Source organism: Ruegeria sp. SAZD011 (assembly GCF_059612545.1).
This window is the reverse complement of the sequence record NZ_JBXWQU010000029.1, coordinates 1-24666: the sequence shown is the minus strand read 5'-3', so window position 1 is coordinate 24666 and position 24666 is coordinate 1. Positions and strand designations below refer to the sequence as shown.

23 protein-coding genes, 2 tRNA genes and 1 pseudogene are annotated in these 24666 nt (G+C 62.8%); 6 read left to right on the top strand and 20 right to left on the bottom strand.

What is annotated here, in order from left to right:
* Window positions 1-46: 46 nt before the first annotated feature.
* From AC2FLM_RS15250 to hpaR, 4 genes are all read right to left on the bottom strand, one after another.
* A complete protein-coding gene (locus AC2FLM_RS15250) occupies window positions 47-1105 on the bottom strand; it encodes a TRAP transporter substrate-binding protein (protein ID WP_496859015.1) in 1059 nt (352 codons plus the stop codon).
* A 322-nt stretch (window positions 1106-1427) separates the two neighbouring features.
* A complete protein-coding gene (locus AC2FLM_RS15245; protein ID WP_234219836.1) occupies window positions 1428-2126 on the bottom strand; it encodes a fumarylacetoacetate hydrolase family protein in 699 nt (232 codons plus the stop codon).
* Window positions 2123-3157, bottom strand: a complete 1035-nt coding sequence (locus tag AC2FLM_RS15240; RefSeq protein ID WP_496859014.1) for a cupin domain-containing protein — start codon at window positions 3155-3157, stop codon at window positions 2123-2125. Before AC2FLM_RS15240 ends, AC2FLM_RS15245 begins: the two co-directional genes overlap by 4 nt.
* A gap of 467 nt (window positions 3158-3624) precedes the next feature.
* Window positions 3625-4062 (bottom strand): homoprotocatechuate degradation operon regulator HpaR, encoded by a 438-nt coding sequence (gene hpaR / locus AC2FLM_RS15235; protein WP_234142314.1) that lies wholly within the window; start codon window positions 4060-4062, stop codon window positions 3625-3627.
* A 143-nt stretch (window positions 4063-4205) separates the two neighbouring features.
* Between hpaR and hpaD the strand changes: the two genes are divergently transcribed.
* From hpaD to AC2FLM_RS15220, 3 genes are all read left to right on the top strand, one after another.
* Window positions 4206-5186, top strand: a complete 981-nt coding sequence (gene hpaD, locus AC2FLM_RS15230) for a 3,4-dihydroxyphenylacetate 2,3-dioxygenase (RefSeq protein ID WP_496859013.1) — start codon at window positions 4206-4208, stop codon at window positions 5184-5186.
* 21 nt (window positions 5187-5207) lie between these two features.
* Window positions 5208-6617: a pyridoxal phosphate-dependent decarboxylase family protein gene (locus tag AC2FLM_RS15225; protein ID WP_496859012.1), complete on the top strand. Its 1410-nt coding sequence runs from the start codon at window positions 5208-5210 to the stop codon at window positions 6615-6617.
* Between the two features lie 66 nt (window positions 6618-6683).
* On the top strand, window positions 6684-7454 hold the full coding sequence (locus tag AC2FLM_RS15220; protein ID WP_496859011.1) for an HpcH/HpaI aldolase family protein: 771 nt from the start codon (window positions 6684-6686) through the stop codon (window positions 7452-7454).
* A gap of 89 nt (window positions 7455-7543) precedes the next feature.
* Here AC2FLM_RS15220 and AC2FLM_RS15215 read toward each other — a convergent pair whose 3' ends face one another.
* Both AC2FLM_RS15215 and AC2FLM_RS15210 read right to left on the bottom strand, forming a co-directional pair.
* Window positions 7544-8758 (bottom strand): winged helix-turn-helix domain-containing protein, encoded by a 1215-nt coding sequence (locus tag AC2FLM_RS15215; RefSeq protein WP_496859010.1) that lies wholly within the window; start codon window positions 8756-8758, stop codon window positions 7544-7546.
* A 3-nt stretch (window positions 8759-8761) separates the two neighbouring features.
* Window positions 8762-9787, bottom strand: a complete 1026-nt coding sequence (locus AC2FLM_RS15210) for a LacI family DNA-binding transcriptional regulator (RefSeq protein ID WP_011049362.1) — start codon at window positions 9785-9787, stop codon at window positions 8762-8764.
* Between the two features lie 116 nt (window positions 9788-9903).
* Here AC2FLM_RS15210 and AC2FLM_RS15205 point away from each other — a divergent pair.
* Window positions 9904-9980 (top strand) — tRNA-Arg (locus AC2FLM_RS15205).
* A gap of 34 nt (window positions 9981-10014) precedes the next feature.
* A complete protein-coding gene (locus AC2FLM_RS15200) occupies window positions 10015-10305 on the top strand; it encodes a DUF6473 family protein (RefSeq protein ID WP_275671869.1) in 291 nt (96 codons plus the stop codon).
* 60 nt (window positions 10306-10365) lie between these two features.
* Here the strand turns inward: AC2FLM_RS15200 and AC2FLM_RS15195 are convergent.
* The 12 genes and pseudogenes from AC2FLM_RS15195 to AC2FLM_RS15140 all read right to left on the bottom strand — a co-directional run.
* Window positions 10366-10440, bottom strand: a pseudogene (locus tag AC2FLM_RS15195) (electron transfer flavoprotein subunit alpha); the annotation flags it as partial.
* Between the two features lie 489 nt (window positions 10441-10929).
* The gene (locus tag AC2FLM_RS15190; protein ID WP_496859009.1) at window positions 10930-12114 is read right to left on the bottom strand and encodes an acetyl-CoA C-acyltransferase; all 1185 of its coding nucleotides are present in this window, start codon (window positions 12112-12114) and stop codon (window positions 10930-10932) included.
* Between the two features lie 28 nt (window positions 12115-12142).
* Complete coding sequence (locus AC2FLM_RS15185) at window positions 12143-13447, bottom strand: TRAP transporter large permease (RefSeq protein WP_496859008.1); 1305 nt, start codon at window positions 13445-13447, stop codon at window positions 12143-12145.
* Window positions 13440-13997, bottom strand: coding sequence for a TRAP transporter small permease (locus AC2FLM_RS15180; protein ID WP_496859007.1), 558 nt, complete (start codon window positions 13995-13997; stop codon window positions 13440-13442). The genes AC2FLM_RS15185 and AC2FLM_RS15180 overlap by 8 nt, the downstream gene beginning before the upstream one ends.
* Before the next feature lie 18 nt (window positions 13998-14015).
* Entirely contained in the window at window positions 14016-15143 is a 1128-nt protein-coding gene (locus tag AC2FLM_RS15175; protein WP_496859006.1) for a C4-dicarboxylate TRAP transporter substrate-binding protein, read from the bottom strand.
* A gap of 65 nt (window positions 15144-15208) precedes the next feature.
* Window positions 15209-15985, bottom strand: a complete 777-nt coding sequence (locus AC2FLM_RS15170; RefSeq protein ID WP_234219824.1) for a crotonase/enoyl-CoA hydratase family protein — start codon at window positions 15983-15985, stop codon at window positions 15209-15211.
* A complete protein-coding gene (locus tag AC2FLM_RS15165) occupies window positions 15982-16758 on the bottom strand; it encodes a hypothetical protein (RefSeq protein WP_496859005.1) in 777 nt (258 codons plus the stop codon). The genes AC2FLM_RS15170 and AC2FLM_RS15165 overlap by 4 nt, the downstream gene beginning before the upstream one ends.
* Window positions 16755-18269 carry a long-chain-fatty-acid--CoA ligase gene (locus tag AC2FLM_RS15160; RefSeq protein ID WP_496859004.1) on the bottom strand — a complete coding sequence of 505 codons (1515 nt, stop codon included), beginning with the start codon at window positions 18267-18269 and terminating at the stop codon, window positions 16755-16757. Before AC2FLM_RS15160 ends, AC2FLM_RS15165 begins: the two co-directional genes overlap by 4 nt.
* A 26-nt stretch (window positions 18270-18295) precedes the next feature.
* Window positions 18296-19471, bottom strand: coding sequence for an acyl-CoA dehydrogenase family protein (locus AC2FLM_RS15155; protein WP_496859003.1), 1176 nt, complete (start codon window positions 19469-19471; stop codon window positions 18296-18298).
* A gap of 9 nt (window positions 19472-19480) precedes the next feature.
* Window positions 19481-20371, bottom strand: a complete 891-nt coding sequence (locus tag AC2FLM_RS15150; RefSeq protein WP_496859002.1) for a 3-hydroxyacyl-CoA dehydrogenase family protein — start codon at window positions 20369-20371, stop codon at window positions 19481-19483.
* The gene (locus AC2FLM_RS15145) at window positions 20364-21998 is read right to left on the bottom strand and encodes a flavin-containing monooxygenase (RefSeq protein WP_496859001.1); all 1635 of its coding nucleotides are present in this window, start codon (window positions 21996-21998) and stop codon (window positions 20364-20366) included. Before AC2FLM_RS15145 ends, AC2FLM_RS15150 begins: the two co-directional genes overlap by 8 nt.
* 218 nt (window positions 21999-22216) lie before the next feature.
* Window positions 22217-22846, bottom strand: coding sequence for a TetR/AcrR family transcriptional regulator (locus AC2FLM_RS15140; protein ID WP_496859000.1), 630 nt, complete (start codon window positions 22844-22846; stop codon window positions 22217-22219).
* 145 nt (window positions 22847-22991) lie between these two features.
* Here AC2FLM_RS15140 and AC2FLM_RS15135 point away from each other — a divergent pair, with 145 nt between their 5' ends.
* A complete protein-coding gene (locus tag AC2FLM_RS15135) occupies window positions 22992-23930 on the top strand; it encodes an alpha/beta hydrolase (protein WP_496858999.1) in 939 nt (312 codons plus the stop codon).
* Between the two features lie 194 nt (window positions 23931-24124).
* Here AC2FLM_RS15135 and AC2FLM_RS15130 read toward each other — a convergent pair whose 3' ends face one another.
* The gene (locus AC2FLM_RS15130) at window positions 24125-24379 is read right to left on the bottom strand and encodes a hypothetical protein (protein WP_496859114.1); all 255 of its coding nucleotides are present in this window, start codon (window positions 24377-24379) and stop codon (window positions 24125-24127) included.
* A 114-nt stretch (window positions 24380-24493) separates the two neighbouring features.
* Window positions 24494-24570 (bottom strand) — tRNA-Met (locus AC2FLM_RS15125).
* Window positions 24571-24666 lie beyond the last annotated feature (96 nt).

The following is a 24666-nucleotide window of genomic DNA, read 5'->3' as shown; positions in this document are numbered from 1 at the left end:
GGCGGATACGGCGCAGAGCGCGCCGTATCCGTTGGCAGTTGCCGGATCAGTTGGAGTATTGCGGCGTATACTTCTCGATCAGCATCTGCGCCTCTTCGAGAAGCGCCTTGCCATCCTTGCCCTTGGATTCCATGTCAGCCAGCCATTCGTCATAAATGGGCTGGGCCAGGGCACGCCATTCCGCGACCCCTGCGGCATCGATGGTGATGATGTTGTTGCCCAGATCCTCGGCCACCTGACGCGCCGGACCATCGGAATCGGCCTGTGTCCCACCGGCAAAGACCGAGAATTCGAGGCCCGAATTCTTATCGACCGCCGCCTTCAGATCGTCGGGCAGACTGTCATACTTGGCCTTGTTCATCGCCAGCACGAAGGTCAGCGTGTACAGCGCGCGGCCCTCGAACTCGGTATGGTTCTCGACCAGTTCCGGCACCTTGAGGGCCGTCGTCACCTCCCACGGGATGGTGGTGCCGTCGATCACGCCCTTGCTCAGCCCCTCGGGCACCGCGGGCACCGGCATACCGACGGGGGTAGCCCCCAACTTGGTCAGCAGCGAGTTGACCGAGCGCGAGCCGCCGCGGATTTTCATCCCTTGCAAATCGGCCGGGGTTTCCACCGGATCGGCGGTATGGATCATGCCCGGCCCGTGCACCCAGGTGCCCAGGATATGCACGTCCTTGAACTCGTCGTCCTTCATGTGCTTTTCGAACATTTCCCAATACGCATGGCTGACCGCACGCGCGTTGGTCATCATGAAGGGCAGTTCGAACACCTCGGTCGAGGGGAAGCGGCCCGGCGTATAGCCGACCACGGTCCAGACCACATCGGCCACGCCGTCGATCGCCTGATCCATCAGTTCCGGCGGCTTGCCGCCCAGCTGCATCGAGGGATAACGCTCGACCTTGATACGGCCGCCCGAGTCCTTTTCGACGCCGTCGGCCCAGACGTCCAGAACCAGTTTCGGCACATTGGCCTGTGCCGGCAGGAACTGGTGCAGTTTCAGCGTCACCTCTTGCGCCAGCGCGGTGCCGGCGCCGAACCCGGTCGCCAGAGCCGCCACCGCGGCGCCGCCGATCAGGCCCAGAATCTTTCTGCGATAGGTCATGATATCCTCCCTTTGACCCTCTCTAAGCAATATAATGCGCAAATCAGATATGTTTGCAATATATTGCTTACATCTCCCCTCGTATGGTACCGGCCAGACCGGAACCGCCGTAACACCAACTCATCGAATCGTAGCACTCTTGCGCCGCCATGGCGCTCATCATTCTATTGCGCAGCTCGGCATTGGCGCCAATCGGGTGATGGCAATCATCGTCGCTAACAGACCGAAGTGCTTCAGCCGGCTCCGTCGAAGAGAGGCCAGGTTCCGCAGCCAGCCCGCCGCTGCCCAAGCCATTGGTTGGAATGGTCTCGGCAGTCATGGGTTATTCCGCCGGGCCAAGCGTCAGCGCGATGGGGTCCAGCCCGTCGATACCGCCGGTGATCACATCCCCGGCGACGACCGGGCCGACCCCGGCAGGTGTGCCCGTCATCACCAGATCACCCGGGCGCAGATGGTAATAGCCCGACAGATGACTGACGATCTCGTCGATCTTCCAGATCAACTCGGACAGGGTGGCATCCTGTTTGATCACACCATTCACCTCAAGATGAATGCGCGTGTTGTCGTGCGGCGACCAGTCGGCCACCCGGGTCAGGGGCGCAAAGACCGCCGCGTTCTCGACATCCTTGCCCAGGTCCCAGGGGCGTTTCTTGTCCCGCTCGCGAATCTGCTGGTCGCGCCGGGTCATGTCGAGCGCGCAACTATAGGCATAGACGGCATCCCAGGCCTCGGCCCGGCTGGCGCGGAACACCGGCTTGCCGATGGCAAAGGCCAGTTCCATCTCGTAATGAAAATTCTCGGTGCCTGGCGGATAAGGAACGGTGGCCCCGGTCAGGATCGCATTGGCCGGCGATTTGGTGAAATAGAACGGCGCCTCACGGTCCACTTCGTTGCCCATCTCGGCGGCATGGGCGGCATAGTTGCGACCAACGCAGAAAATGCGCCCGATCGGATATGTGCCGCTTTCGCCACGGACCGGAATGCCGGGGATCGGGGTAAGGGTGAACAGGCTGTCGCTCATCTGGCGCGTTCCTCGTAGTAACCAAGTTTCTCTTGCAGCGGCCGGTCGTGGATGCGGACCAGAAATGCCTCGCTCTCTGCCTCGTGCCGAATGCGGGCAAAGACCGGGGCGGTGAAGGTATCCTTTGGACCCCATTCGATGACTTGCCCGTCAATCTCGCTGCGCCCGGAACCAGCGATCACGTGAAAGGCCGAAGAGCAAGAGCGCAGCGGCGGCGCTTCGACCTGGTCCGCCTTCAGCATCATCGCGGTGAAGCCGAGCGCGGGCAGCACATCCTCGCCCGTTTCGGGGTTGATATAGTCCAGCTCGGCAATCCCCTCGCCAAAGGCCGCCATCTGGCGCAGCGCCGCCTCGGTCGCGGCCCAAGGATAGCGCATCATCGGGTAGCGCCGAGTGCCGCGTCCAGGTCGCCGGGATGGCGCCAGCCCGGCAGCACTGTACTCGACCTGGCTGGCATCGGGGCGGTTGCGCTGCGCCTGCAAATCACCTTCGATCGCATAAGACCCTTCAAGCTGCACAAACAGCGGCAAATCGAGCGCGTCGAGCCAGATCACCGGCTCGTCCCCGTCATGGCCGTGGTCGTGCCATTCCCCGCCCGGTGTCAGCACCAGATCGCCCGGCTCCATCGGCAGGCGCTCACCATCCACGACCGTATAGCCGCCCTGCCCCTCGACCACGATCCGTACCGCTGACGGGGTGTGGCGATGCGCGGGCGCGGACTCCCCTGGCAGCAGCAGTTGCAGCCCCAGATAAATGGTCGCGGTCGCCTGCATCGCGCCCGAACCACGCCCTGGATCCGAGAGGACAAGCACCCGGCGCTCTGCCTTCTCCACAGGAGTCAGTTCACCGGCACGCAGCAGAAGCGGCCGCACCGCAGGAAAAGACCAATGCCCCACCCGGGTCATCGGCTGCGGCGCCCCATGGGGCAACACATTGCGCATCATCGGCCAAAGCGGCGCGACACCCGCCGCCACCATCTGATCGCGATAATCCTGCGGTAGCTCTTCAAGCGTCCCGAGCCGTTCGCTCATCAATGTCCCCCTCGATGCCCTTGGCCATCTTAGGTGATGCGACCGTTCTGGCAACTCCCGCATCTAACCGCCCTGCAACGCCCCGGTACGCGACATTTCGCCCGCAACTTCGGATTGCATCGGCATAAACTTGCGCAATCCTTGCGATTGACGCACAACGCGCTACAATTCATATTGCACCACCAGAGATTGCAGGACTTTCTGGGAACGAAGAGAAATTTACTTAGAGGCTTCAAGCCTTCGGAACGCGTCGCTGTCGGGCTGAACCCCCTAGTCCCGCACAGCACTGCAATGAGTTGCCCCTACCAACTCGCGCGCGTTCCGGTGACCAGCGCTACGGACGGTAACCAAACACGTCTGGGGCTGCTGGAAGGGTCAGGCGGCGCAGCTACACCTGGCCTGGCCACCCTGCCGGAGAGAACCCCCTCCTCTCCGGCAGGGACCCTCTTGGGTCTATGACTTTGCAATCAATCGGTTTTGTCGAGATGCAGTTCGTTCAACAGATCGAGCAGCATCTCGTATCTGTCTGCCCCCATCTGCGCCTGGATGGCTTCGAACACGGCTTGGCTGGCGCCGAGATTGTCGCGAATGATCTGGGTACCAGCCTGCGTAATGCTGACGACCTGCTTGCGCCCGTCATCCGGGTCGGGCTGCCGCGAGATCAGTTGCTTTTCTTCCAGCTTCTGCAGAATCCGGGTCAGGCTGGGCAGCAGTAGACAGGCACCGTCGGCGATTCGGGTCGGATCCTGTGGCCCCTCTTCTTCGAGGACGCGCAGGACCCGCCATTGCTGTTCGGTGATACCCACATCCATCAGAATGGCCCGCACCGGGCGCATAACCCGTTCACGCGCGCGCAACAGGGCGATGGGTAAGGATCTGGATGTTTTGGGCAAATCGGAACTCATAGGCTAATTTCGCCGAAATCGTTCCGTCCCGCAACGAAGGATTACCCGCGTCCCGCAAGAGAGGCAGGTTTGACAAATCCAGATTAATTTCACATGTTAATAAAAAACCAGTCGCCACCCTCGCCGACAATCAGGAGAAAGAAATGCCCGTCCCCGCGCCAAATCTCTACCCGCCCTTCAACATCGTGCGGCTCAGCCATGTGGAATACCGGGTGCGGGACCTGGCGGCCAGCCGAGCCTTCTACGTCGACATCCTGGGCCTTCAGGTCACCCAGGAGGAAGAGGGGCGGCTCTATCTGCGCGCGATGGAAGAACGCGGGCATCACTGCATCGTTCTGGTTCAGGCCGATGCGGCGGATGTAGGCGTGCTGGGCTTCAAGCTTTATGACGAACCCGATCTGGAGCGGGCCGAAAGATTTTTCGCCGAAAAATCTTTGCCCACCGCCTGGGTCGAGCGGCCCCATATGGGCCGCACTTTGCGCACCCGCGACCCTTGGGGCATTCCGCTGGAATTCTATGTGCGGATGGACCGACTGCCACCGATCCATCAGAACTACCGGCTCTATAACGGGGTGAAGCCGCTCAGGATCGATCATTTCAACATGTTCTCGGCCGATGTGGATGCCAGCGTGGCCTTTTATGGCGAGATGGGGTTTCGCGTCACCGAGTACACAGAAGATGACGAAAGCGGCCGTCTCTGGGCCGCTTGGATGCATCGCAAGGGCGGCGTGCATGACGTGGCCTTTACCAACGGACTGGGTCCCCGCCTGCATCACACCGCCTTCTGGGTGCCGACCCCGCTCAACATCATCGACCTGCTCGATCTGATGAGCACCAGCGGCTATGTCGCCAATATCGAGCGCGGGCCGGGGCGGCACGGGATCTCGAACGCCTTCTTTCTGTATGTCCGCGACCCCGACGGGCACCGGATCGAGATCTATTGCTCGGACTATCAGACCGTCGATCCGGATCTGGAACCGATCCGCTGGTCGCTGACCGACCCGCAGCGCCAAACTCTGTGGGGGGCACCCGCCCCGAAAAGCTGGTTCGAGGAAGGCTCGACCTTCGAAGGCACTGAACCGGTACCGAGCGCCCTCAAGGCGCAACCGATCATCGCCCCCTGACGGCAGACGAGGATACGACAGATGAAGTGGGAAGAATTCGCCGATTGGGGCCGCCGGGTTGCCGACTGGACGCAAGATTATCACCTGACCGTGGGCGACCGCCCGGTGCGCGCCCGGACCGAACCGGGCGCGATCCTGAACGCTTTGCCCGAAACGCCGCCCGAGGCGCCCGAAGCGATGGAGGATATCTTTCGCGATTTCGAGGATATCGTGATGCCGGGCATCACCCATTGGCAGCATCCGCGCTTTTTCGCCTATTTCAACTCGAACGCGTCCGCCCCCTCGGTGCTGGCCGAATTCCTGGCCTCGGCCATAGCGCCGCAATGCATGTTGTGGCAGACCTCGCCCGCCGCGACCGAGATGGAAACGCGTATGATGGACTGGCTGCGCCAAGCGCTGGACCTGCCCGAAGGCTTTGCCGGGGTGATCCAGGACAGCGCCTCGTCGGCGACGCTGGCGGCGGTGTTGACGCTCAGGGAAAAGGCGCTGGACTGGCAGGGGAACCAGCAGGGGCTGTTCGGCCAGAAATCGCTGCGGGTCTATTGCTCGTCCGAGGTTCATACCTCGGTCGACCGCGCCATCTGGGTGGCCGGGATCGGGCAGGACAATCTGGTGCGTGTGCCGATCAAGGGCGACTGGCGTGGCATGGACCCCGACGCGCTGGAGGCCGCGATCAAGGCCGATCTCGCGGCGGGGCGGCACCCCGCGGGCCTGATCCTGTGCGTGGGTGGCACCGGTACGGGGGCCACCGACCCGGTGGATCGCTGTCTGGACGTGGCCGAGAGATACGGTCTCTACACCCATGTGGACGCGGCCTGGGCCGGGTCGGCGATGATCTGCCCCGAATTCCGCCATTACTGGCCCGGCATCGCGCGCGCGGACAGTATCGTGTTCAACCCGCATAAATGGCTGGGTGTTCAGTTTGATTGTTCGGCGCATTTCCTGAAGAACCCCGACGAGCTGGTGCGCACGCTGGCGATCCAGCCCGAGTATCTCAAGACCCACGGGCGCGACGGCATCATCAACTATTCCGAATGGTCGGTGCCGCTGGGCCGCCGGTTCCGGGCGCTGAAACTGTGGTTCCTGATGCGCAGCTTTGGGATGGAAGGGCTGCGCCAGAGGCTGCGCAACCATATCGCCTGGTCGGGCGCATTGCATGACCGGCTTGCCGCCCAGCCGGATTTCGAGATCGTGACACCGCCGATGTGGTCGCTCTGGACCTTTCGCTATCTGCGGGACGGGGTCGATCCGGACGAATTGAACCAGCGGCTGGTCAACGCGATCAACGATGACGGGCGCATCTATCTGACCCAGACCCGGGTCGATGGCGCACTGGTGATCCGGTTCCAGGCCGGCCAGTTCGAAACCACCGAGGCCGATGTGATGATGGCCTTTGACGTGATCACCGAAATCGCCCGCGCGCTGCCATGAATGCTGGACAGGGCCTGCGCGCTGACGCAGGCTCTTCACCAAAAACCCGACCATAGGAGACCCGCCATGCCCGCGCCAAAGAACCCGTTCAAACAGGCCCTTGCCGAGGGCAAGCGCCAGATCGGTTGCTGGATGAGCTTTGCCGAACCCAGCGTGGCCGAAATCATGGGGACATGCGGGTTTGACTGGCTGGTGGTGGATGGTGAGCATGCGCCCAACGACATCCGCTCGATCCGGGATCAGCTTACCGCTTTGGCGGCCAGCCCCTCGCATCCGGTGGTGCGGGTGCCGGTGGGCGAGGACTGGATCATCAAGCAGGTTCTGGATGCGGGCGCCCAGACAGTGCTGGTTCCGATCGTGGAAAGCGCCGATCAGGCCCGCCAGCTGGTGCGCGCCTGCCGCTATCCGCCGACCGGTGTGCGCGGCGTGGGTGCTACCGCCGCCCGAGCCACCCGGTTCGGAGGCGTCAGCGAGTACATCCAGACCGCCGATCAGGAGATCTGCCTGCTGGTACAGGTCGAGAACCGCGCCGGCATGGCGGCACTGGACGAGATCCTGAAGGTCGAGGGCGTGGACGGCGTGTTCATCGGCCCCGCCGATCTGAGCACCGACATGGGCTTTCAGGGCAACAGCGCCGCCCCCGAGGTGCGTGCCGTTATCGCCGATGCGATGACCCGCATCCGCGCCGCAGGCAAGGCACCGGGGATCCTGGGCACCAATGAGGAGGCGACCCAGGCCTATCTGGAGATGGGCGCCCAGTTCCTGGCGGTCGGTCTGGATGTCATGCTGCTGACACAGACCGCACGGGCGCTGTCGGCACGCTGGAAAAGCGCCTGAGTTCTGCTCTGACGTTTGCACATACCGACCTGCCGGATGCCTCCGGCGGGAGTATTTCGGACCAGAAAGAAGCAGCAGCGGCGAGACTATCAGAGAGGGTCACGCAGCCAGTCTTTGGCAAAGATGACCTGATCTACCCCGGCCAGGCGACGGACACGATCCAATTCGGCCTCCAGCCGCCGGGTGCGGGCGGGCGACCAGCGCAGCCCGCGTTCGGGCCAGAGCGCGCGCACCCGAAGCTCGCCACACTCGCGATGCGCCTTCATGTCGATCCGCCCGATCAGCCGGTCGCCTTCGAGCAGCGGGAAGACATAATACCCATAGACCCGTTTCGGCTCGGGTACAAAGACCTCGATCCGGTAGTGAAAGCCAAAGAGCCGCTCGGCACGTTTGCGGTCGCGCAACGCCGGGTCGAACGGGCTGAGCACCCGGATGCGGCCCGGCGCAGGCGGTGCGGCGGTGGCTTGGTCCAATGAATCAGGCCGGGCGAGCACCTTGCGCAGGCTGCCATCGGCACAGGTGATCTCGATGGTTTCAACCTCGCCCCGCGCCTCGGCCGCTCCGGCCCAATCGCGGGCCTCGGCCGGGCTGGCGCTGTCCCAGAAGGCCGCCAGTTCGCCGGTCGTGGCAAAGCCCAGCCGATCAAGGGCGGCGTTACACAGCCAATCCACCGTTGCCATGGGATCATGGTCCAACGCACCGGGGCACAGATGCTCTTCGATCACCCGCTCGGTCAGGTCATAGCGTTTCTGAAACCCCTCGCGCCCGATCACCGTCAGCGCGCCCGAGCGCCACAGATATTCCAGCGCGGTCTTGGATGGGTGCCAGTCCCACCAGCCGCCCGATTTCTTTTCTTCGTCCTTGCCGACATCTGACGAGCTGACAGGCCCATGATCGCGGATATGATCAAGCACGGCGGCGAATTTGCCCTCGAACCCGTCGCGGCGCCAGTTCTTCCACCTTGCGCGCAGCATCTCGGCATCGCGCTCAAACCGCATATGCCAATGCGGGTAGAAGGCCATCGGAATGACGGCGGCATCATGGGTCCAATGTTCGAACAGCGCCCGGTCCCGCTCGTATAGCCGTTTCAGATCGGGCGGGCGATAGGCGGGGCGGCGCGAGAACAGGATCAGGTCATGCGCCCGCGCCACGGTGTTGATGCTGTCGAGTTGCACAAAGCCGAGCCGGGTGATCAGGTCGAGCAGATCGGCCCCGCGCGCCGGGCCGCTGGGCTGTTCCGCCAGCCCGTGCCGATCCAGGAACAGCGCCCGCGCCGCGCGGTTGTCGAGCCGTTGCAGCGCCACGCCTCAGCGCCGTTTCAGCGTGTCGCCATAGCTGATCTTGGGCTCCAGCGTGATCCGGGTTTCGATCTCGGCCTCAGGATCCTCCAGCCGCTTGGCAATGATCTCGGCCGCCTTGCGCCCGATTTCCAGACGGCAGGCATCCATCGTGGCCAGTTTGCGCGGCAAACCCTGGAGAAGCTCCACATTGTTGAAGCCCGCCAGCCCGATCTGACCGGGAATGTCGATCCCCTGTTCGAGCAGGTAGAGCAGACCGCCCGCCGCGATCATGTCATTGGAGTAATAGAGGAAATCGAGGTCCGGCGAACGTTCCAGCATGGCCTGGGTCATCTCGCGCCCCTTGGCCAGAGCCGAGCCGCCGGAATAAAATTCACGATCCTCGATCTCGACCCCGTTCTTGCCCAGCACCTCGGTGAATCCTTCGAACCGTTTGCGGGCGCGATAGTCGAGCGGCATCTTGGTGCCCATGAAACCGATCCGGCGATAGCCTGCCTTCAGGATCGCCTGCGCCATCTCGCGCCCGGCGCGGCGGTGCGAAATCCCCACCATCGCATCCACCGGCTTGCCGTCGCTGTCCATGATCTCGACCACCGGGATCCCGGCCGCATCCAGCATGGCGCGCGCCGCCTCGGAATGCTCAAGCCCTGCGATGATCACGCCCGAGGGGCGCCACGAGAGCATCTCGTAAAGCACCTTTTCCTCTTTCTCGGGCAGATAATCGGTGACGCCCACCACCGGCTGCAACTCGGTATCTTCAAGAACCTGGTTGATGCCGGTCAGCACCTCGGGGAACACCATGTTCGACAGCGACGGGATGATCACCGCCACCAGGTTGACCCGGTTCGAGGCCAGTGCGCCAGCTATCTTGTTGGGGACATAGCCCAGCTCCTTGGCCGCGGCGAGAACCCGGGCGCGGGTTGCGTCTGACACGTCGCCTCGGTTACGCAACACCCGGCTGACGGTCATTTCCGATACCCCCGACGCCTCGGAGACATCGCGAAGGGTGAGCGGGCGTTTGGTATCTGCTGTCAAGGGGGCACCTGCTTCAATGGGTTTTGCGATGATGCTAGCGCGAACGGCAAGCAAGGTTCAACTGCTACCGATAGACCGATGACAAGCCTGTCAAACCTCGGTAGAGAGGGGGCGGCGGCCCCGTGGCTCAATTGGATAGAGCAGCCCCCTCCTAAGGGGCAGGTTACAGGTTCGAATCCTGTCGGGGTCACCACGCATATTTTGCACAATTTTTTTGCCTTCCCGGGCTGGATGATTTTCCGCACTTACAGCGCTATCACCACCAACGGCCTGACGATCCCGCCGAGGCTCTGGGCCCCGAACCGCTGATGGTCTCGCCCGGAATGGTTGCAGCCCTGGCGCCGCGGGTCCGCTCGACCGTCGATGTGTCAGTACAGATGGCGGGTCAGTCCGATGAACTGGACGACATGATCTTTGGCATGTTGCAGGAACCGGCGGCAGAGCATTCCCTCGGGCAGGTCATGCATCGCGTCATTGCCGATCGGATCTATCGCGCGCTTCCGGACATCGAGACGTGATATGGCTCGACCTCTGGCGGGTCTTTCAAGATTTTTCGTCGAAAAATCTTGTCCCCTGCCTCAACGGAGTTTCTCGGTCAGTTCCGGCACTGCCTGGAAGATGGGTGCCCCCTCGTCCTTGTTGATCGCGACGATGTGTTGATTTCCGCTGAGAAGTGACCCGGTAAACAATCAGTGTGGTCCTGTTGGACAATAACTCTGCCGCCCATAGCGCAGCAAGTCGGCGCCACTCGGCCAGAGCGCGGCCCGGTTGAGTCTGGATTTCTGCCGGCTGGCGAGGCAGCACTCCTGATGCAGATCCTCGACATTGCGCGATGACAGGGGAAATCTGATGTCCAGCTATCACGGCCAGAGGTATGATCTCTGGGCTGCTGTGGAAGCATTTGAACGGGTCACGTTCGGGCATGGCGACAGGCTACGAGCCCGCCCTGCCCGCCTCAGCCGAAATCCTTCTGACACTGCCGAACCGATGGGTCGATATAGCGTCGGGCGATGGCCGGGATCCTTTCTGGGTTGGAACGGCCCCTGCCTCCGCTCTAACGGCGCCGGGTTTGTTGTCACCGGGGACGTGGTGCATCCTACGCCCCCGGTGCCGTCACACCACCGCGATGTGGATCGACGGTTCTAAGCGACTTCGAACAGGCCAGCCGCCCCCATGCCGCCGCCGACGCACATCGTCACTACGACGTATTTGACGCCGCGCCGCTTGCCCTCGATCAAGGCATGGCCGGTGAGACGCGCGCCGGTCATCCCATAGGGGTGGCCGATCGAGATGGCGCCGCCGTTCACGTTGTAGATTTCCGGGTCGATCCCGAGGTGATCGCGGCAATAGAGCGCCTGACAGGCAAAGGCTTCATTGAGTTCCCAAAGCCCGATATCCGAAACCCTCAGCCCGTGCTGCTTCAGCAGTTTCGGCACGGCGTAGACCGGGCCGATCCCCATTTCCTCGGGCGCGCAACCAGCGACCGCCATGCCGCGATAGATGCCAAGCGGCGCGATGCCGCGGCGGGCAGCCTCGGCTCCCTCCATCAGCACCAGCGCGCTTGCGCCGTCCGAAAGCTGGCTGGCATTGCCGGCGGTGACGCAACCGCCCTCGATCACGGGTTGCAGCCCTTGAAGCGACTCGAGCGTGGTCGAGGGTCGGTTGCCCTCGTCCCGGTCCAGCGTGATGTCATGCAGCGCGACCTCTCCGCTGTCCTTGTCCTTGACCGCTGTTTTTGTACTGAAGGGCACGATCTCGGCGTCGAACCTGCCGGCCGCCTGGGCGGCGGCGGTGCGTTGTTGCGAGTTCAGCGCGTATTCGTCCTGCGCCTCGCGGCTGATATCGTATTTGCTGGCGACGAATTCGGCGGTTTTCAGCATCGGCATATAGGCGTGTTCCACATGCGCGGTCACGTTCGGGTCCTTGCCTGCCATGACTCCCTCGAAATACGTGGCCTGGACGGCAGTGATGTTGTCCTGGCCGCCGGCGATGGCGATCTGCATGCCATCCACCATGATCTGCTTGGCCGCTGTGGCCACCGCCATCAGCCCCGAGGCGCATTGCCGGTCGATCGTCTGGGCCGACACCGACACCGGCAGTCCGGCCGCGAAGACCGCGTTGCGTGCAAGGTTCATCCCCGCTGTGCCCGAGGCCAGTACGGTGCCGATCACGGCATCGTCGATCTCGGCGGGATCGATCCCGGCACGTTCGACGGCATGCGCGATGGCGTGGCCCATCATTGTCGGGGATTTCGTGGCGTTCAGCGCGCCCTTGAAGGCCCGGCCGATGCCGGTGCGGGCGGTGGAAACGATGACAGCGTCTTTCATGAGATGCCTTTCTTTTTCGGTGAGCCCGTCACATCAGGGACGGGATGAAGGTGACGATGGAGGGGAACCAGATCAGCAGACCCAGCAGGATGATATCGGCCATGAAGAACCAGAAGACGCCGCGGAAGACGATGTCGGTCGGAACTGACTTGCCGACGGTTGAACTGAGGACAAAGACATTCATGCCGATGGGCGGCGTGATCATACCGACCTCAAGCAGTTTGGCGACGAAAACGCCGAACCAGATCGCCTCGATTCCGGCATTTGCGACCAGCGGCAGAAAGATAGGCAGCGTGATCAGCATGGCGCCGATTGGCTCCAGGAACATCCCGAGCATCAGGTAGACCAGCGCGATGACGATCAGAAGCAAGGCCGGCGATGCGCCAAGCCAGTCGACAGCATCCGAGATCATGTAGCCCACGCCGGAAAGCGTCAGGAAGCGCGTCAGCATGCTGGCACCGATGGTCACGATGAAAAGGCTGCCGCATGTGGTGAGGGTATCGACCACGGATCGTCTGAGAACGGGAAGGGTCAGCCGGCCATGCACAGCCGCCACGCCCATCGACAGAAGTGCACCAACCGCACCGGCCTGCGTTGCCGTGAAAAGCCCGCCGAAGAGGCCTCCCAGCACGCCAACGATCAGCAGTATGACGGGCAACGCCCCCTTCAGAGCTTTGAATTTCTGCGTCCAGGTCACGTGCTCCGCCACATTGGGGGCAAGCGCCGGGTTCAACTTCACCCGGATCAGGATCACCGCGACATAGGTGACGGCGGTCGCTATGCCCGCGCCGATGCCGCCCAGGAACAGGTCGTTGATCGAGACCTGAGCAATCACGCCGAAGACGATCAGCAGGATGCTGGGCGGGATCAGCGCGCCAATGGTTCCGGCGGCTGCGACCGTGCCCGAGGCAAGCCGGGCATCGTAGCCGTTGCGCAGCATCTCGGGCACGGCGACCTTGCCCATGGCTGCGGCGCATGCCACGCTTGATCCGGTGACGGCCGCGAAACCCGAACAGCCAAAGACCGAAGCAATCGCCAGCCCGCCCGGAAGCCGCGCCAGCCAGAGCCGGGCCGCGTCAAACAGACCGCGTGTCAGATCGGCGCTGAAACAGATGTAGCCCATGAAAACGAACATTGGCACCGAGGACAGGGTCCAGTTCGAGATGAAGGTATAAGGCACGACCTCAAGCATGCCCCAAGCGGCATGCGATCCCACCAGTGCGATCAGCCCGACATAAGAGACGAGGATCAGCGCAATCCCGATGTGCATGTTGGCGGCGATGAGTACCAGGAGTGCCAGGATCCCGAGCGATCCGATCATGGCGTCAGTCATGGCCGGTCTCCGCGGCAACGATGCCCGCACCCTCGGGCGCATGCAGGGTGCGATCGGATCCGGCCGTGATGCGCAGCACGACCTTCAGCGTCAGAAGCAGCGTCATCGCGCCGAAGGCGGCCGGCAGCATGTAGAACGATGGCCAGACGTAGATCTTGCTTGTCTGTTCGATCGTATAGGCGGAGATTGCCAGTTTCTCGTTCGCCTGTTGCCAGGATTGCGCAGTGAGCATCCCGTAGACCGCCGCCGTGATCGCCAGCACCACGGTTTCGAGCAAATGGCGCGCACGCGGCGGCAGCCTGTCCGTCGCCAGGCTCACGCTGATATGGCTGCCGCGATACTCGGCCGCCAGGATAGGAAGGAAGGCCACCGCGATCATGTAATAGTTGGTCACGATGGCCGAGGTGGTGGCAAGCGGTGCGTTCACGATCAGGCTCAGCAGGATATCAAGGCTGATGTGGAGCATCATCGCCACCAGACCGATGGTGGCGATGACGATCAGGATCCGGTCCAGGACACGGACAAGAACCGCTGTTCCCTGAATGGTCATGGACTCTGATCCTTCTGTTCAGAGGCCGTAGGACGCGGCGTCGATCTTCGAGAAGATCTCGGCGCGGTAGATGTCGGCGACCTCTCCGGGCGTCCAGTCGCGGTCAAGCGGAACGAGGCCCTCCCACTTCTTCACCAGTTCCACGAAGCGCGCGATCTTGGCGTCCGCATCCTCGATGCCATGGGTCTCCTTGGCGATCTTGGCGATATTGGCGAGGTCCGCTTCGATGGCCGCGTCGGACAATGCGACCATGTCCGCCGAGGCTTCGTGGATGTTGATGCCCTTTTCCTTGGCCAGTTTCAGGTTCTCGGCCACGTCGCTGGCGAATTTCCAGGTCGTTGCGGCATTGCCAAGCGCGGCAGCATCGAGATAGGCGCGCCGCTCCTCGTCGCTGAGCGATTTCCAGAAGTCGCGGTTGACACTCATCACGTCGAGGCCGTGGACGGTGCCGCCGGGGATGTTGACGGTCACGTCTGTGGCCACGTCGATCAGCCGAATGGAAGTCAGCTCCGACGGCGCATTGAACGCACCGTCGATCGTGCCCTGCGACATGGCCTCAAAGATTTCGTTGCCCGGCAGGCTGACGCCCACCGCACCCACCGCAGCGGCCCAACGGGTCCATGATCCACCGGCGGCGCGAATCTTCTTGCCGGCCAGTTCATCGGCGGCCGTCATCGGAGAGGTTCCGATGATCGCGTAGGCGCCGGTCGAGGCGTTGCCCAGCGGCACCTGGTTGTTTTTCAGGCGTTCCTCTATGCAGGGTTCGCAGGTCAGGATATATTCGCTCATCGCGCCGGCCATGGCGAAGGAGTTCTTGCCCAGCATCGCCAGTTCGATCGGCAGCGTCGCCTCGGGCAGTTCCGACGGGAAGTAGTTGAGCACTAGATAGCCGCCATCGACGACGCCGTCCTTCATGCCGCCGAAGGTCTGGACAAGGTCCAGTAGCGAAGCGGGCAAGACGCGTACCTTGAGTTCGCCACCGGTGCGTTCCGACAGGTCTGCCGCGAAGGCGTCGACACCGTAATGCGCACCGCTGCCCGGCGGAACGCCGACCACGATCTTGACGTCGCGCGCCTGGGCCGTTGCGGCCATGACGGCCATCGCCGCCACCGCGCAGGTCCTGTGGAACATTGCTTTGAGTTTCATTTCAGGTCCTCCTAAGGTGAGATGCCGAAGTGGCATATCGTTGTTGTGAGCCGCCGGGGCGGCGCTTACCGGCCTTTCCAGACCGGGGGCCGTTTCTCGGCAAAGGCGGTCGCGCCCTCGCGCGCATCCTGCGAGGCGATGACCCTTTCAAGAATTTCGTTCTGCCGGGGCCAGAGCGTCTCTTCCGGCCAGCGGCCAGCCTGGGCGACGATCTCTTTGCTGGCGGCCAGCGACAATGGTGCATTCTGGGCGATTTCGGCAGCCAGACTCTTGGCCGTGTCGAGCGCGGCGCCCGACGCGGAAAGGCGGTTTATCAGCCCCCAGCGCTCGGCCTCGACGGCCGGGATCATCCGGCCGGTCAGCGCGCATTCCATGGCGATCTGGCGCGGCATGCGTTCAGGCAGGCGCACGAGGCCGCCCGAGCCGGCGATCAGCCCGCGTTTCGCCTCGGGCAGGCCGAACCGGGCGGTCTCGGAGGCAACGATCAGGTCACAGGCCAGCGCGATCTCGAACCCGCCGGCCAGCGCGTAACCCTCGACGGCGGCAATCAGCGGCTTGGTCGGAGGTGACTGGGTCATTCCGGCGAGACCACGCCCGGGCAGTTCCACCCGCTCTCCGGCGACGAAGGCTTTAAGGTCCATCCCGGCACAGAAATGCGCTCCCGCGCCGGTGAGGATGGCGAGCGACAGGGCGGGATCGCTGTCCAGCTGATCCATCGCTTCGGCCAGAGCCAACGAGGTCTCGCGGTCGATCGCGTTCCGGCTTTCGGGACGGTTGATCGTCACGATGAGCACGGCGTCTTCGCGGGTGACGAGCACCTTCTGTGTTGCTTCGCCGGTCATGCCGCCACCCTCATCCGAGACCAGAGTCCCATGCGGTCACGGATTACCCGGCCCGACACGACGCGCCCGTTTTCAACGCGCACCAGCCCGTTGCAATCCAGTGTTTCCGCCTTTGGTCCGGCCGCCGGGGCGGGCAGTCCGCCCCGATAGGTTCCGCTCTGGCGAACGTTGAACACGACATGGTCACCCGAGGACAGCAACTCGCCGACCTTCGTTTCCGCCACGTCGAATTCCAGGGGCGTGCCGGTGATATGGTCATCGTCGCTGCGGACTTGGTGTTCGGCACAGGGCCATCCCTGCGCCAGCCAGTCGAGCACCACGGCCTCGGCTTCGGGGTTTTTCGGGTCCTGCGGGGCGTCCCATGGAGCGACGGCGGGCGGGTCGACCGGGTCGGCGATACCGGATTTCAGCTGGCGGCGGCGGGTCATGTAGTCTTCCTGCGCCACGCAGCCGGTCAGAACCTTTCCGTTAGAACGATAGATGCCCACGCCCGACCACGCGGCGGCGCACCCGTCCGTTGCCCCGTGTTCGCTGAACCAGACGGCCGCCCAGCCCTTACCCGCCAGCGTCTGGTGGACGGTCATGCCAAGCCCCGGATAGGCCTTCATCTGGACATCGACGGCCGGAAGCCAGGCCTCGTCGCGCCCCGCAAAGACCACGTCACCGATCGAAAGCGCGTAGTCGGGCGCGATGAAGTCGCGCGCGGCCTCGGGGTTGTGGCCGTTGAAGTACTCGACCACCCAGCGGCGCAGAAGGGCAAGCGCGGTCGTCATGCGCCCGCTCCGTACAGTCGCCGCATCTCGGGCTTCAGCAGCTTGCCCGAGGCATTGCGCGGCAGGGCATCGGCAAAGGCGATCCGGGTCGGGCACTTGTAATGTGCAAGATCGGCGCGGGTATGTGCGATCAGTTCGGCCTCGGTCGCCGTCTGTCCTTCGCGCAGTACCACCACGGCCAGCGGGGTTTCGCCCCAGCGTGCATGCGGCACCCCGATCACGCCCACCTGCGCCACGGCCGGGTGTCCGTTCAGGACGTTCTCGATCTCGGCCGGATAGATGTTTTCGCCGCCGGAAATGATCATGTCCTTGTAGCGGTCGAACAGGAACACATGCCCTTCATCGTCGAGATAGGCCGCGTCGCCCGAACAGAACCAGCCGTCCTCCACGATGGCCTCGGCCGTGGCTTTCGGGTTGCGCCAGTACCCCTTCATCAGCATCGGGCTGCGCAGCCAGATCTCGCCCACCTCCCCGGCAGGCCGGTCGGTGCCGGTGGCCGGATCGACCACGCGCAACTCGACCCAGGGCAACGCGGTGCCGCAGGATTTCAGCAGATGGCTGTTGGGCCCGTCCGGGTCGTGCCATTCGGGACCAAGGCAGACGACGGTGCCGGAACTTTCGGTCATGCCATAGGCGTGCATAAAGTTGCAGCCCAGCGTGTCGATCGCGCGCCGCAGCAGCACGTCGCCCATGGGTGAGGCGCCGTACATCAGCAGCTCGAGGCTCGACATATCGGCGCCGGCCACCTGTGGCGCGTTGAGCAGCGCCTGCACCACAGCGGGAACCATGAAGGTATGCGTCACCGAATAACGCGGAATCAGATCGATAATGGTGGAAATGTCGACATCGGCCATCAGCACCGTATGCCCGCCCGCGAGCATGGTTGAGCTGCCATAGCCGCAGCCGCCGATATGAAAGAGCGGCATCGCCACAAGGTTGACGCTCTGCTCGCTCATGCCCCAGGCCTTCGCCAGTTCGGCGGTGTACGACATGCCCTCGTTGGTCAGCATCACGCCCTTGGGCAAACCGGTGGTGCCCGATGTGTAGAGGATCAGCGCGACCTCGTCCGGCGCGCCTTCGTGGCCGGGGTCGGTGTCGGGTTGAGCTGCGCGCTTGGCATCGAAATCGGGGCCGAAATGCAGGACGTCGCACAAGGTGAAATCCTCGGGCACCAGCCCCTCACCGGTCTCGTCGACAAGAAGAAGCGATGGCTCGGCATTAGCGAGAATGTCCCCGATCTCGCGCGCGGACAGTCGCCAATTGAGGCAAACCACCGTCGCGCCGATCTTGTTGGCGGCATAGATGATCTCGAAATAGTCCGCGCGGTTCTTCGACAGGATGGCCACGCGGTCGCCCGCGTTCACGCCCCGTGCAGCAAGGAGATTGGCGCTGCGCGAACTCCCTGTATCGAGGTTCAGGAAGGTCTGCGTGCGGCCCTGGAAGGTCAGGGCCGGCGCGTCTGGCCGCTGCCGTGCGTGACCTCGCAGGATGTTGGCGAATGTGTCGGTCATCTGGCCCCTCCCAAGACCATCCCGCCTCAGTAGCTCTTCGGCAGCCCGAGCGAGTGCTGCGCGAAGAAGTTGAGGACCATCTCCCGGCTGACCGGCGCGGTCTTGTGGAGCCGCGCGATGAACCACAGGTCGGCCAGGCCGTATTCCAGTGCCATGCCGTTACCGCCATGCACCTGGATCGCCTGATCGAGGGCCACCAGCGACGAGTCCGCCGCCGCGAATTTCGCCATGTTCGAGACCTCGCCGGCCTCGGGCGAACCTTCGTCGTAAAGCTGTGCGGCGCGGGCGGTCATCAGGCGTGCCTGCTGCACGCCCACGTAGGCTGCGGCCAGCGGATGGGACACGCCCTGATGGGCGCCGATGGGCGTTCCCCAGACCTTTCGCTCGCCCGCCTGAAGCGACGCCTTTTCAATGGCATATCGCGCAATACCGTTGTTGATGGCAGAGGCACAGATGCGTTCGGGGTTAAGCCCGGAAAAAAGCTGCTTGAGCCCGTCGCCCTCTTTTCCGACCAGTGCGGATCCGGGCATCTTCACGTTGTCGAAGTAGAGCATGAAACTGGTTTCGGGGACATGCAGCGCAGTTTCGATCGGCGTCTTGCTGATGCCTGGGCTGTCCGTGGGGACCAGGAAGAGGGAAAGCTTTCCACGCCCCCGCTCGTCGAGCTCCTCGCCCCGCGCCACCACCATGATCGCGTCGACCTCGTCCACCGCCGAGGTCCAATACTTGTTCCCGTTCAGCACCCAGCCGCTGCCGTCCTTGCGGGCTATGGTCGAAACCTTGTGGGTGTTCGACCCGGCATCCGGCTCGGTAATGGCAAAGGCGAGACGCTTCTTGCCGGTGGCGATGCCGGGCAGCCAGGCGTCCTTCATCTCCTGGCTTGCATGGTTCTGGATGATCGGGGCGCAGATCGAGCCGATGACCAGCGACAGGATCGGGCACCCTTGTGCCGCCACTTCTTCGACAATGACGTTGTAGTCAGCCATGCCGCCGCCGCCGCCGCCGTATTCTTCCGCGACGTGGACACCGATGAAGCCGGCCTCGCCCAGCGCGTTCCACAGCTCGACCGGCTTCGCCTTGCGCTTGGTCACGTCCTGGAAGTACTTGCGGCCGAAACCCCCGGCCAGCTTGCCGACGCTTTCGCGCAGCATCGCGTGATGTTCCGCGGTGTCGACCAGGGTAGAATTGAAAACACGCGCCATGTCCGGGGCCTATCCTGCGTTGCTATTGGTTGTTTCTGTCGCCCAGTCGTAGAAGCCCTTGCCGGATTTCTGACCAAGCTCGCCGCGTGCGACCATGTCCTGTAAAAGCCTCGGAGGCGCAAAACGGGGGCCAATCGTGGCGGCCAGTTGCCGCGCGATATCCAGTCGGACATCAAGCCCCACCATGTCGCTCAAGCGCAGCGGCCCGGTCGGGTGGCGATAGGCGATGGTGATCGCGCGGTCGATGTCCTCGGGGCTTGCGACACCCTCTTCGACCATACGGATCGCCTCCAATGCCTGCACGAGGTCGAGGCGGCTTGTCGCGAATCCGGGGCTGTCGGCGACAATCGCAGTCGTCTTGCCAATAGCTGTGGCAAGCGCCTGGGCGCGTTCCACGCTGTCGGCGCTGGTTTTTGCGCCACGGATCACCTCGACCAGTTTCAACGACCAGACAGGGTTAAAGAAATGCATCCCCAGAAAGCATGCGGGGTCCCTAACGGCACCAGCCAGATCGTCGATCGACATCGCGCTTGTATTGGTGGCAATCAGTCGAGGCGCGCGGTTCGCGACATCGGCCAAAACCTTCTTTTTCAGGTCGAGGCGCTCCGGTACGGTTTCGATCACGACATCGAGTCCGACCGGCAATTCGGTCGCGCTCTTGATAATCCGAACCTGTGAAAGGTAGCCATCGGCCTTTTCAGCGGTCATCTTGGCCCGCGAAACGGCACCTGCGGCGGTCTCTTTCAGGGTGACTTGAGCGCGCAAAGCCGCTTCTGCCCCAGGCTCGACGAGGAACACTTCGAACCCGGCCATCGCGAAGACATAGGCGATACCCACGCCCATCGTGCCGGCGCCCACGACGCCGAGGCGACCTGCTTCTGTGACCAGGCGATCAGGCATGGCGATGCACCTCGGTCGATTTCTGCGCCGCCGGTGTCTTGCGTTTTTCGAAGCCGGAATAGTTTTCGTCCGCGCATTTCTGCAGGTGTTGCCGGTAATGCCGCACGCCGCCGGAGAAGGGCATGAAAACCCGCGGTTTCCCCGCGACCTCACCGCCATTGTAGAAGCTGTTGGCCGTGCCGTAGAGCGTCTCCTGTGCGCGCTGCTGAACGTAGTCCGTCCAGGTCTTTTCGGCGACCTCGGTCGCTTCGAATTCCACAATGCCCTGCGCCCTGAACGTGGCGAGCATCCGGGCGTACCAGTCGGCGTGTTCCTCGATCGAGACGATCACGTTGGACAGAACCGAGGGGCTGCCCGGGCCCGCGACAATCACCATGTTGGGAAAGCCCGCTGTCGCAAGCCCAAGCTGCGTAAGCGGCCCGTCCGCCCATTTCTCGGCTAGGGTCCGACCGTCGCGCCCGACGATGCGCGGCTTGAGAAGCGCACCCGTGAGTGCATCGAACCCGGTCGCGAATATGACGATGTCGAGCTCGTGCAGTTTTTCGTCCGTACGGATGCCTTCGGGCGTGAACGCGACGATCGGGTGTTCCCGGATATCGGACAGTTCGACGTTGTCACGGGCAAAGGCCTCGAAATATCCGCCATCGACCGAGGGGCGTCGCGTGCCGAAACCATGATCGTTGGGCACGAGCTTCTTGCGCAGGACCGGATCCGCAACCCGTTCGCCCATTTTGCGTTTCAGAAAGTCGCTGGCGACAGCATTGGCCTTTGCGTCAAGAAGAATGTCGGGGAAGGTCAGGGCAAAACCGAAGCCAAGCCGGTGGTAGGATTTCTCGAGCGCGGCCTCGCGCTCTTCGTCCGACACGTCGAGGGTCTTCACCTTGCCGGGCTGAAAGCCCAAACCCGTAGGCGAGTTGCGGATCTGGTCCCGCCGAGCGGCATAGTTCGCCTTGACGCGGGCGTCTTCCTCGTCGGTCAGGGGCGCATTCGCGGCGGGCAGACTATAGTTTGCGGTGCGCTGAAAGACGGTCAAGTGCGCGGCGGTTTGCGCAATTACCGGCGTCATTTGCATGCCGGACGAACCAGTGCCAATGATGCCCACGCGCTTGCCCGAAAAGTCGACCTTGCGGCGCGGCCACATGGCAGAGACGATGACCTCTCCGCCGAAGTCTTCCTGTCCAGGGTAGGACGGGATCTTGGGTGCGGACAGCTGGCCGAGGCACAGCATCAGCGTGTTCGCCGTCCAGGTGCGGCCGTCCGACGTCGTGGCCATCCAGACGGCCCGATCCTCGTCATAGACCGCTTCGTTGACCCGGGCGTTCAGCACGACATCGCGGCGCAGATCGAACCGGTCGGCGACGTGGTTGATGTAGCGAAGAATCTCTGGCTGGGTCGGATATCGCTCGGACCAGCGCCACTCCTGCTCAAGGTCCTTCGAGAAGCTGTAAGAGTAGTCGAAGCTTTCCACGTCGCACCGTGCGCCGGGATACCGGTTGTGGTTCCAGACCCCGCCGATTTCATCCGAGGCTTCGAGCACAACCGCCGAGATCCCCTTTTCACGCAGCGCATAGAGCGCCCGCAAGCCAGCCAGCCCTGCCCCCACAATCAGCGTTTCGGTTTGCGCCATCGGTCGTCCTCCCAATGATCCACACCCGGCGTCGCGTGGATATACTGATAGATACATAAATCTACTGATCAGTATCTTTCAAGAAAAATCTTGCACCTCGAAAAATTCTCCAGGAGCGGAAGGATCTTTTCCGGGAGCGACAGCGCCTCGGTCAGACGGCACCTCGCACCAGTCGGGACGACCGCACGCCTGTTATAAAACAGTGACTTATCGTGACTTTACCGAGGTGCCATCCTATCGTGCGTAACGAGGTTGAGCACGATCTCGGTCATCTTTTCGGACAAGTCCTGGGCGCTCAGACGGCCTTGCGGGCTGTACCAGAATGTCGACCAACTGATCGCGCCAACGATGGCAAAGGCGGTAACATTGGGGTCGGGCAGATTGTGTCCGGCTGCGGCGCAGGCCTTCGTCAGCAACAACTCGATTCGCGCCATGAAGCTGTGCCGCAGCTCAGCCAGCTCTGCGGCATGTTCGGGAAGCAGGTTCTTTTCCTCGCGAATGTTGATGGCGATATTTTTCTGCCGCCTGAGCACCGCATCAACGTAGCGTGGAATGAACCGCCTCAGCGTATCCGCGTCAGGCTCGCCGAGGGCCAAGACACGTTCCACCTCGTCAAGCGCGCTGCCAACACCGACGCGGCAAATCTCTACCAGCAGATCCGGTTTCGATCCGAAATTGGTGTAAATGAACGGCTTCGTAACGCCCAGCAGCGTCGCCACATCGTCAAGCGTAGTATTGGTATAGCCCTTCTCGTAGAAGAGATCCGTGGCCGCATCGAGAGTGCGCTTGCGTTTCAGGGCGGCAACTTCTGCGCGCAGGCTCGATTTGGTTCGTTGTCCGTCGACCATGATGGTGTTCCTGTGCGTGTCGGGCGGTTCGTGAAGCCGGCTGGAGCCGTTCCCGGGAAATGCCGACTTCCGGGCTTGCCCATATTGAGTTCAATGTCATACTTATTGGTATCAATAGTTACTTTCCAGAAAAGATTCGGGCCTGATGCCTGTCGATCCCTGCTTCGCCGAACTTCTGTCGGATCCGCGCAACACCGTGCGCCCACCTCCGGACCATGTTCCCCTACAAAAGGTCCGGCTGGCGGCCGACAGTGCCATGGTGCAAGGCGTGTTGCCGGTGATAGCGTCCGTGCGCGATCTGGAATTCACTTTCGAGGGGCGAGCAATCCCCGTCCGTCAATATCGTCCCAAAGAAATGGGGCGTCTGCCCACAATCGTGTTCTGCCACGGCGGGGGTTTCGTGTGGGGAAGCATTGAAACGCACGACGGACTGTGCCGAAGGCTTGCGGCCAAGACCGGTGCTACGGTCTTCAGCGTCGGCTATCGCCTTGCCCCGGAAACGCGTTTCCCGGGACCTGTGGACGATGTTCTGCGCGTACTGGAGGCGGTGCATGGGCGCGCCGATGACGACGACTTCGATCCAGATGCCCTTGCCCTGTGCGGCGACAGCGCGGGCGGGGCGATATGTGTCAGTGTCGCGGCTTTGGCGGCACAAACTGGCCTGCCCCTTGGACACCTCGGGCTGTTCTACCCGGCCCTGGACCCGGCCTGTGACTCTCCGAGCCAACACACCTTTGCCGACGGTCCGCTTCTGACGAGGGCCGCCATGGAATGGTTCTGGTCATGCTATCTTGGTCCCGGCAAGCCTCCTGGAGATGTGCCCTTGCCGGGCGATCTGCGCGACCTGTCCGGCTTCCCGCCGACGACCATCGCTACCGCCGAATTCGATGTCCTGCGCGATGAGGGTGCGCACTTCGCGAAAAGATTGACCGACGCAGGAGTTGACGCCGAATTGACGTGTCATCGCGGCATGATCCACGGCTTCCTGTCGTTACCTGCGACGTCGCACCGGATAGATGCGGCTTTGGATGGACTGTGCCAGCGCCTGCGCGCCACATTCAAGACCGGGGCGGGCCCGAGTTGAACATCTCGTGCCAGTAGCCGTACGCTCGGAGTTCCATCGAGCAGGTCGATATGCGTCATACGCAGTCGCCCGTCACTGTCCGGCGCGATGAACGCGGTCGCTGGCTTTTGTAGCGACACGCATTGCGAGCCAGCCACCCGTCCTTCTCCAAATGGAGACCGCTCATGGACCTGTTGGTTTACGCCGACTTCGCGCTAGCGCTCCTCGCGCAGCCTTGAAGCAATGCGTTGCAGGTGATCACCCGCATCGGTCGCGAGATCCGATATACCCGATGTCCTGGCCAGTTCTCCCATATCCATCATTCGACCGGCATCCACGATTCTGACGATTGATCCAGCCTCGACGTCTTCAATCGCCCGGTCAGCTAGCGGGTTTATCCGGATCGGCTGGTGGTGGCATCCGAGGGCATCATCCATTGTGAACATGTCCGCGCCATCCAGCTCAGCCATCACCTCCCGGAGCGGTTTTTCTGTTTTGGTGTTGATGTTGCGTTGATGTAGACGCGGGAAGGTGGGCGGTATGGGAATACCATCGCATCCAGGCATTGTAATATTTTGGAAGATTGGTTGCGGGAGTAGGATTTGAACCTACGACCTTCAGGTTATGAGCCTGACGAGCTACCTGGCTGCTCCATCCCGCGCCGGTTGTTTCGTAATCGCTTTAGAGAGTATTGAGTATTTATTAGGTTTGGCGGTGACCTACTCTCCCGGGGCTTTAGCCCGAGTACCATTGGCGC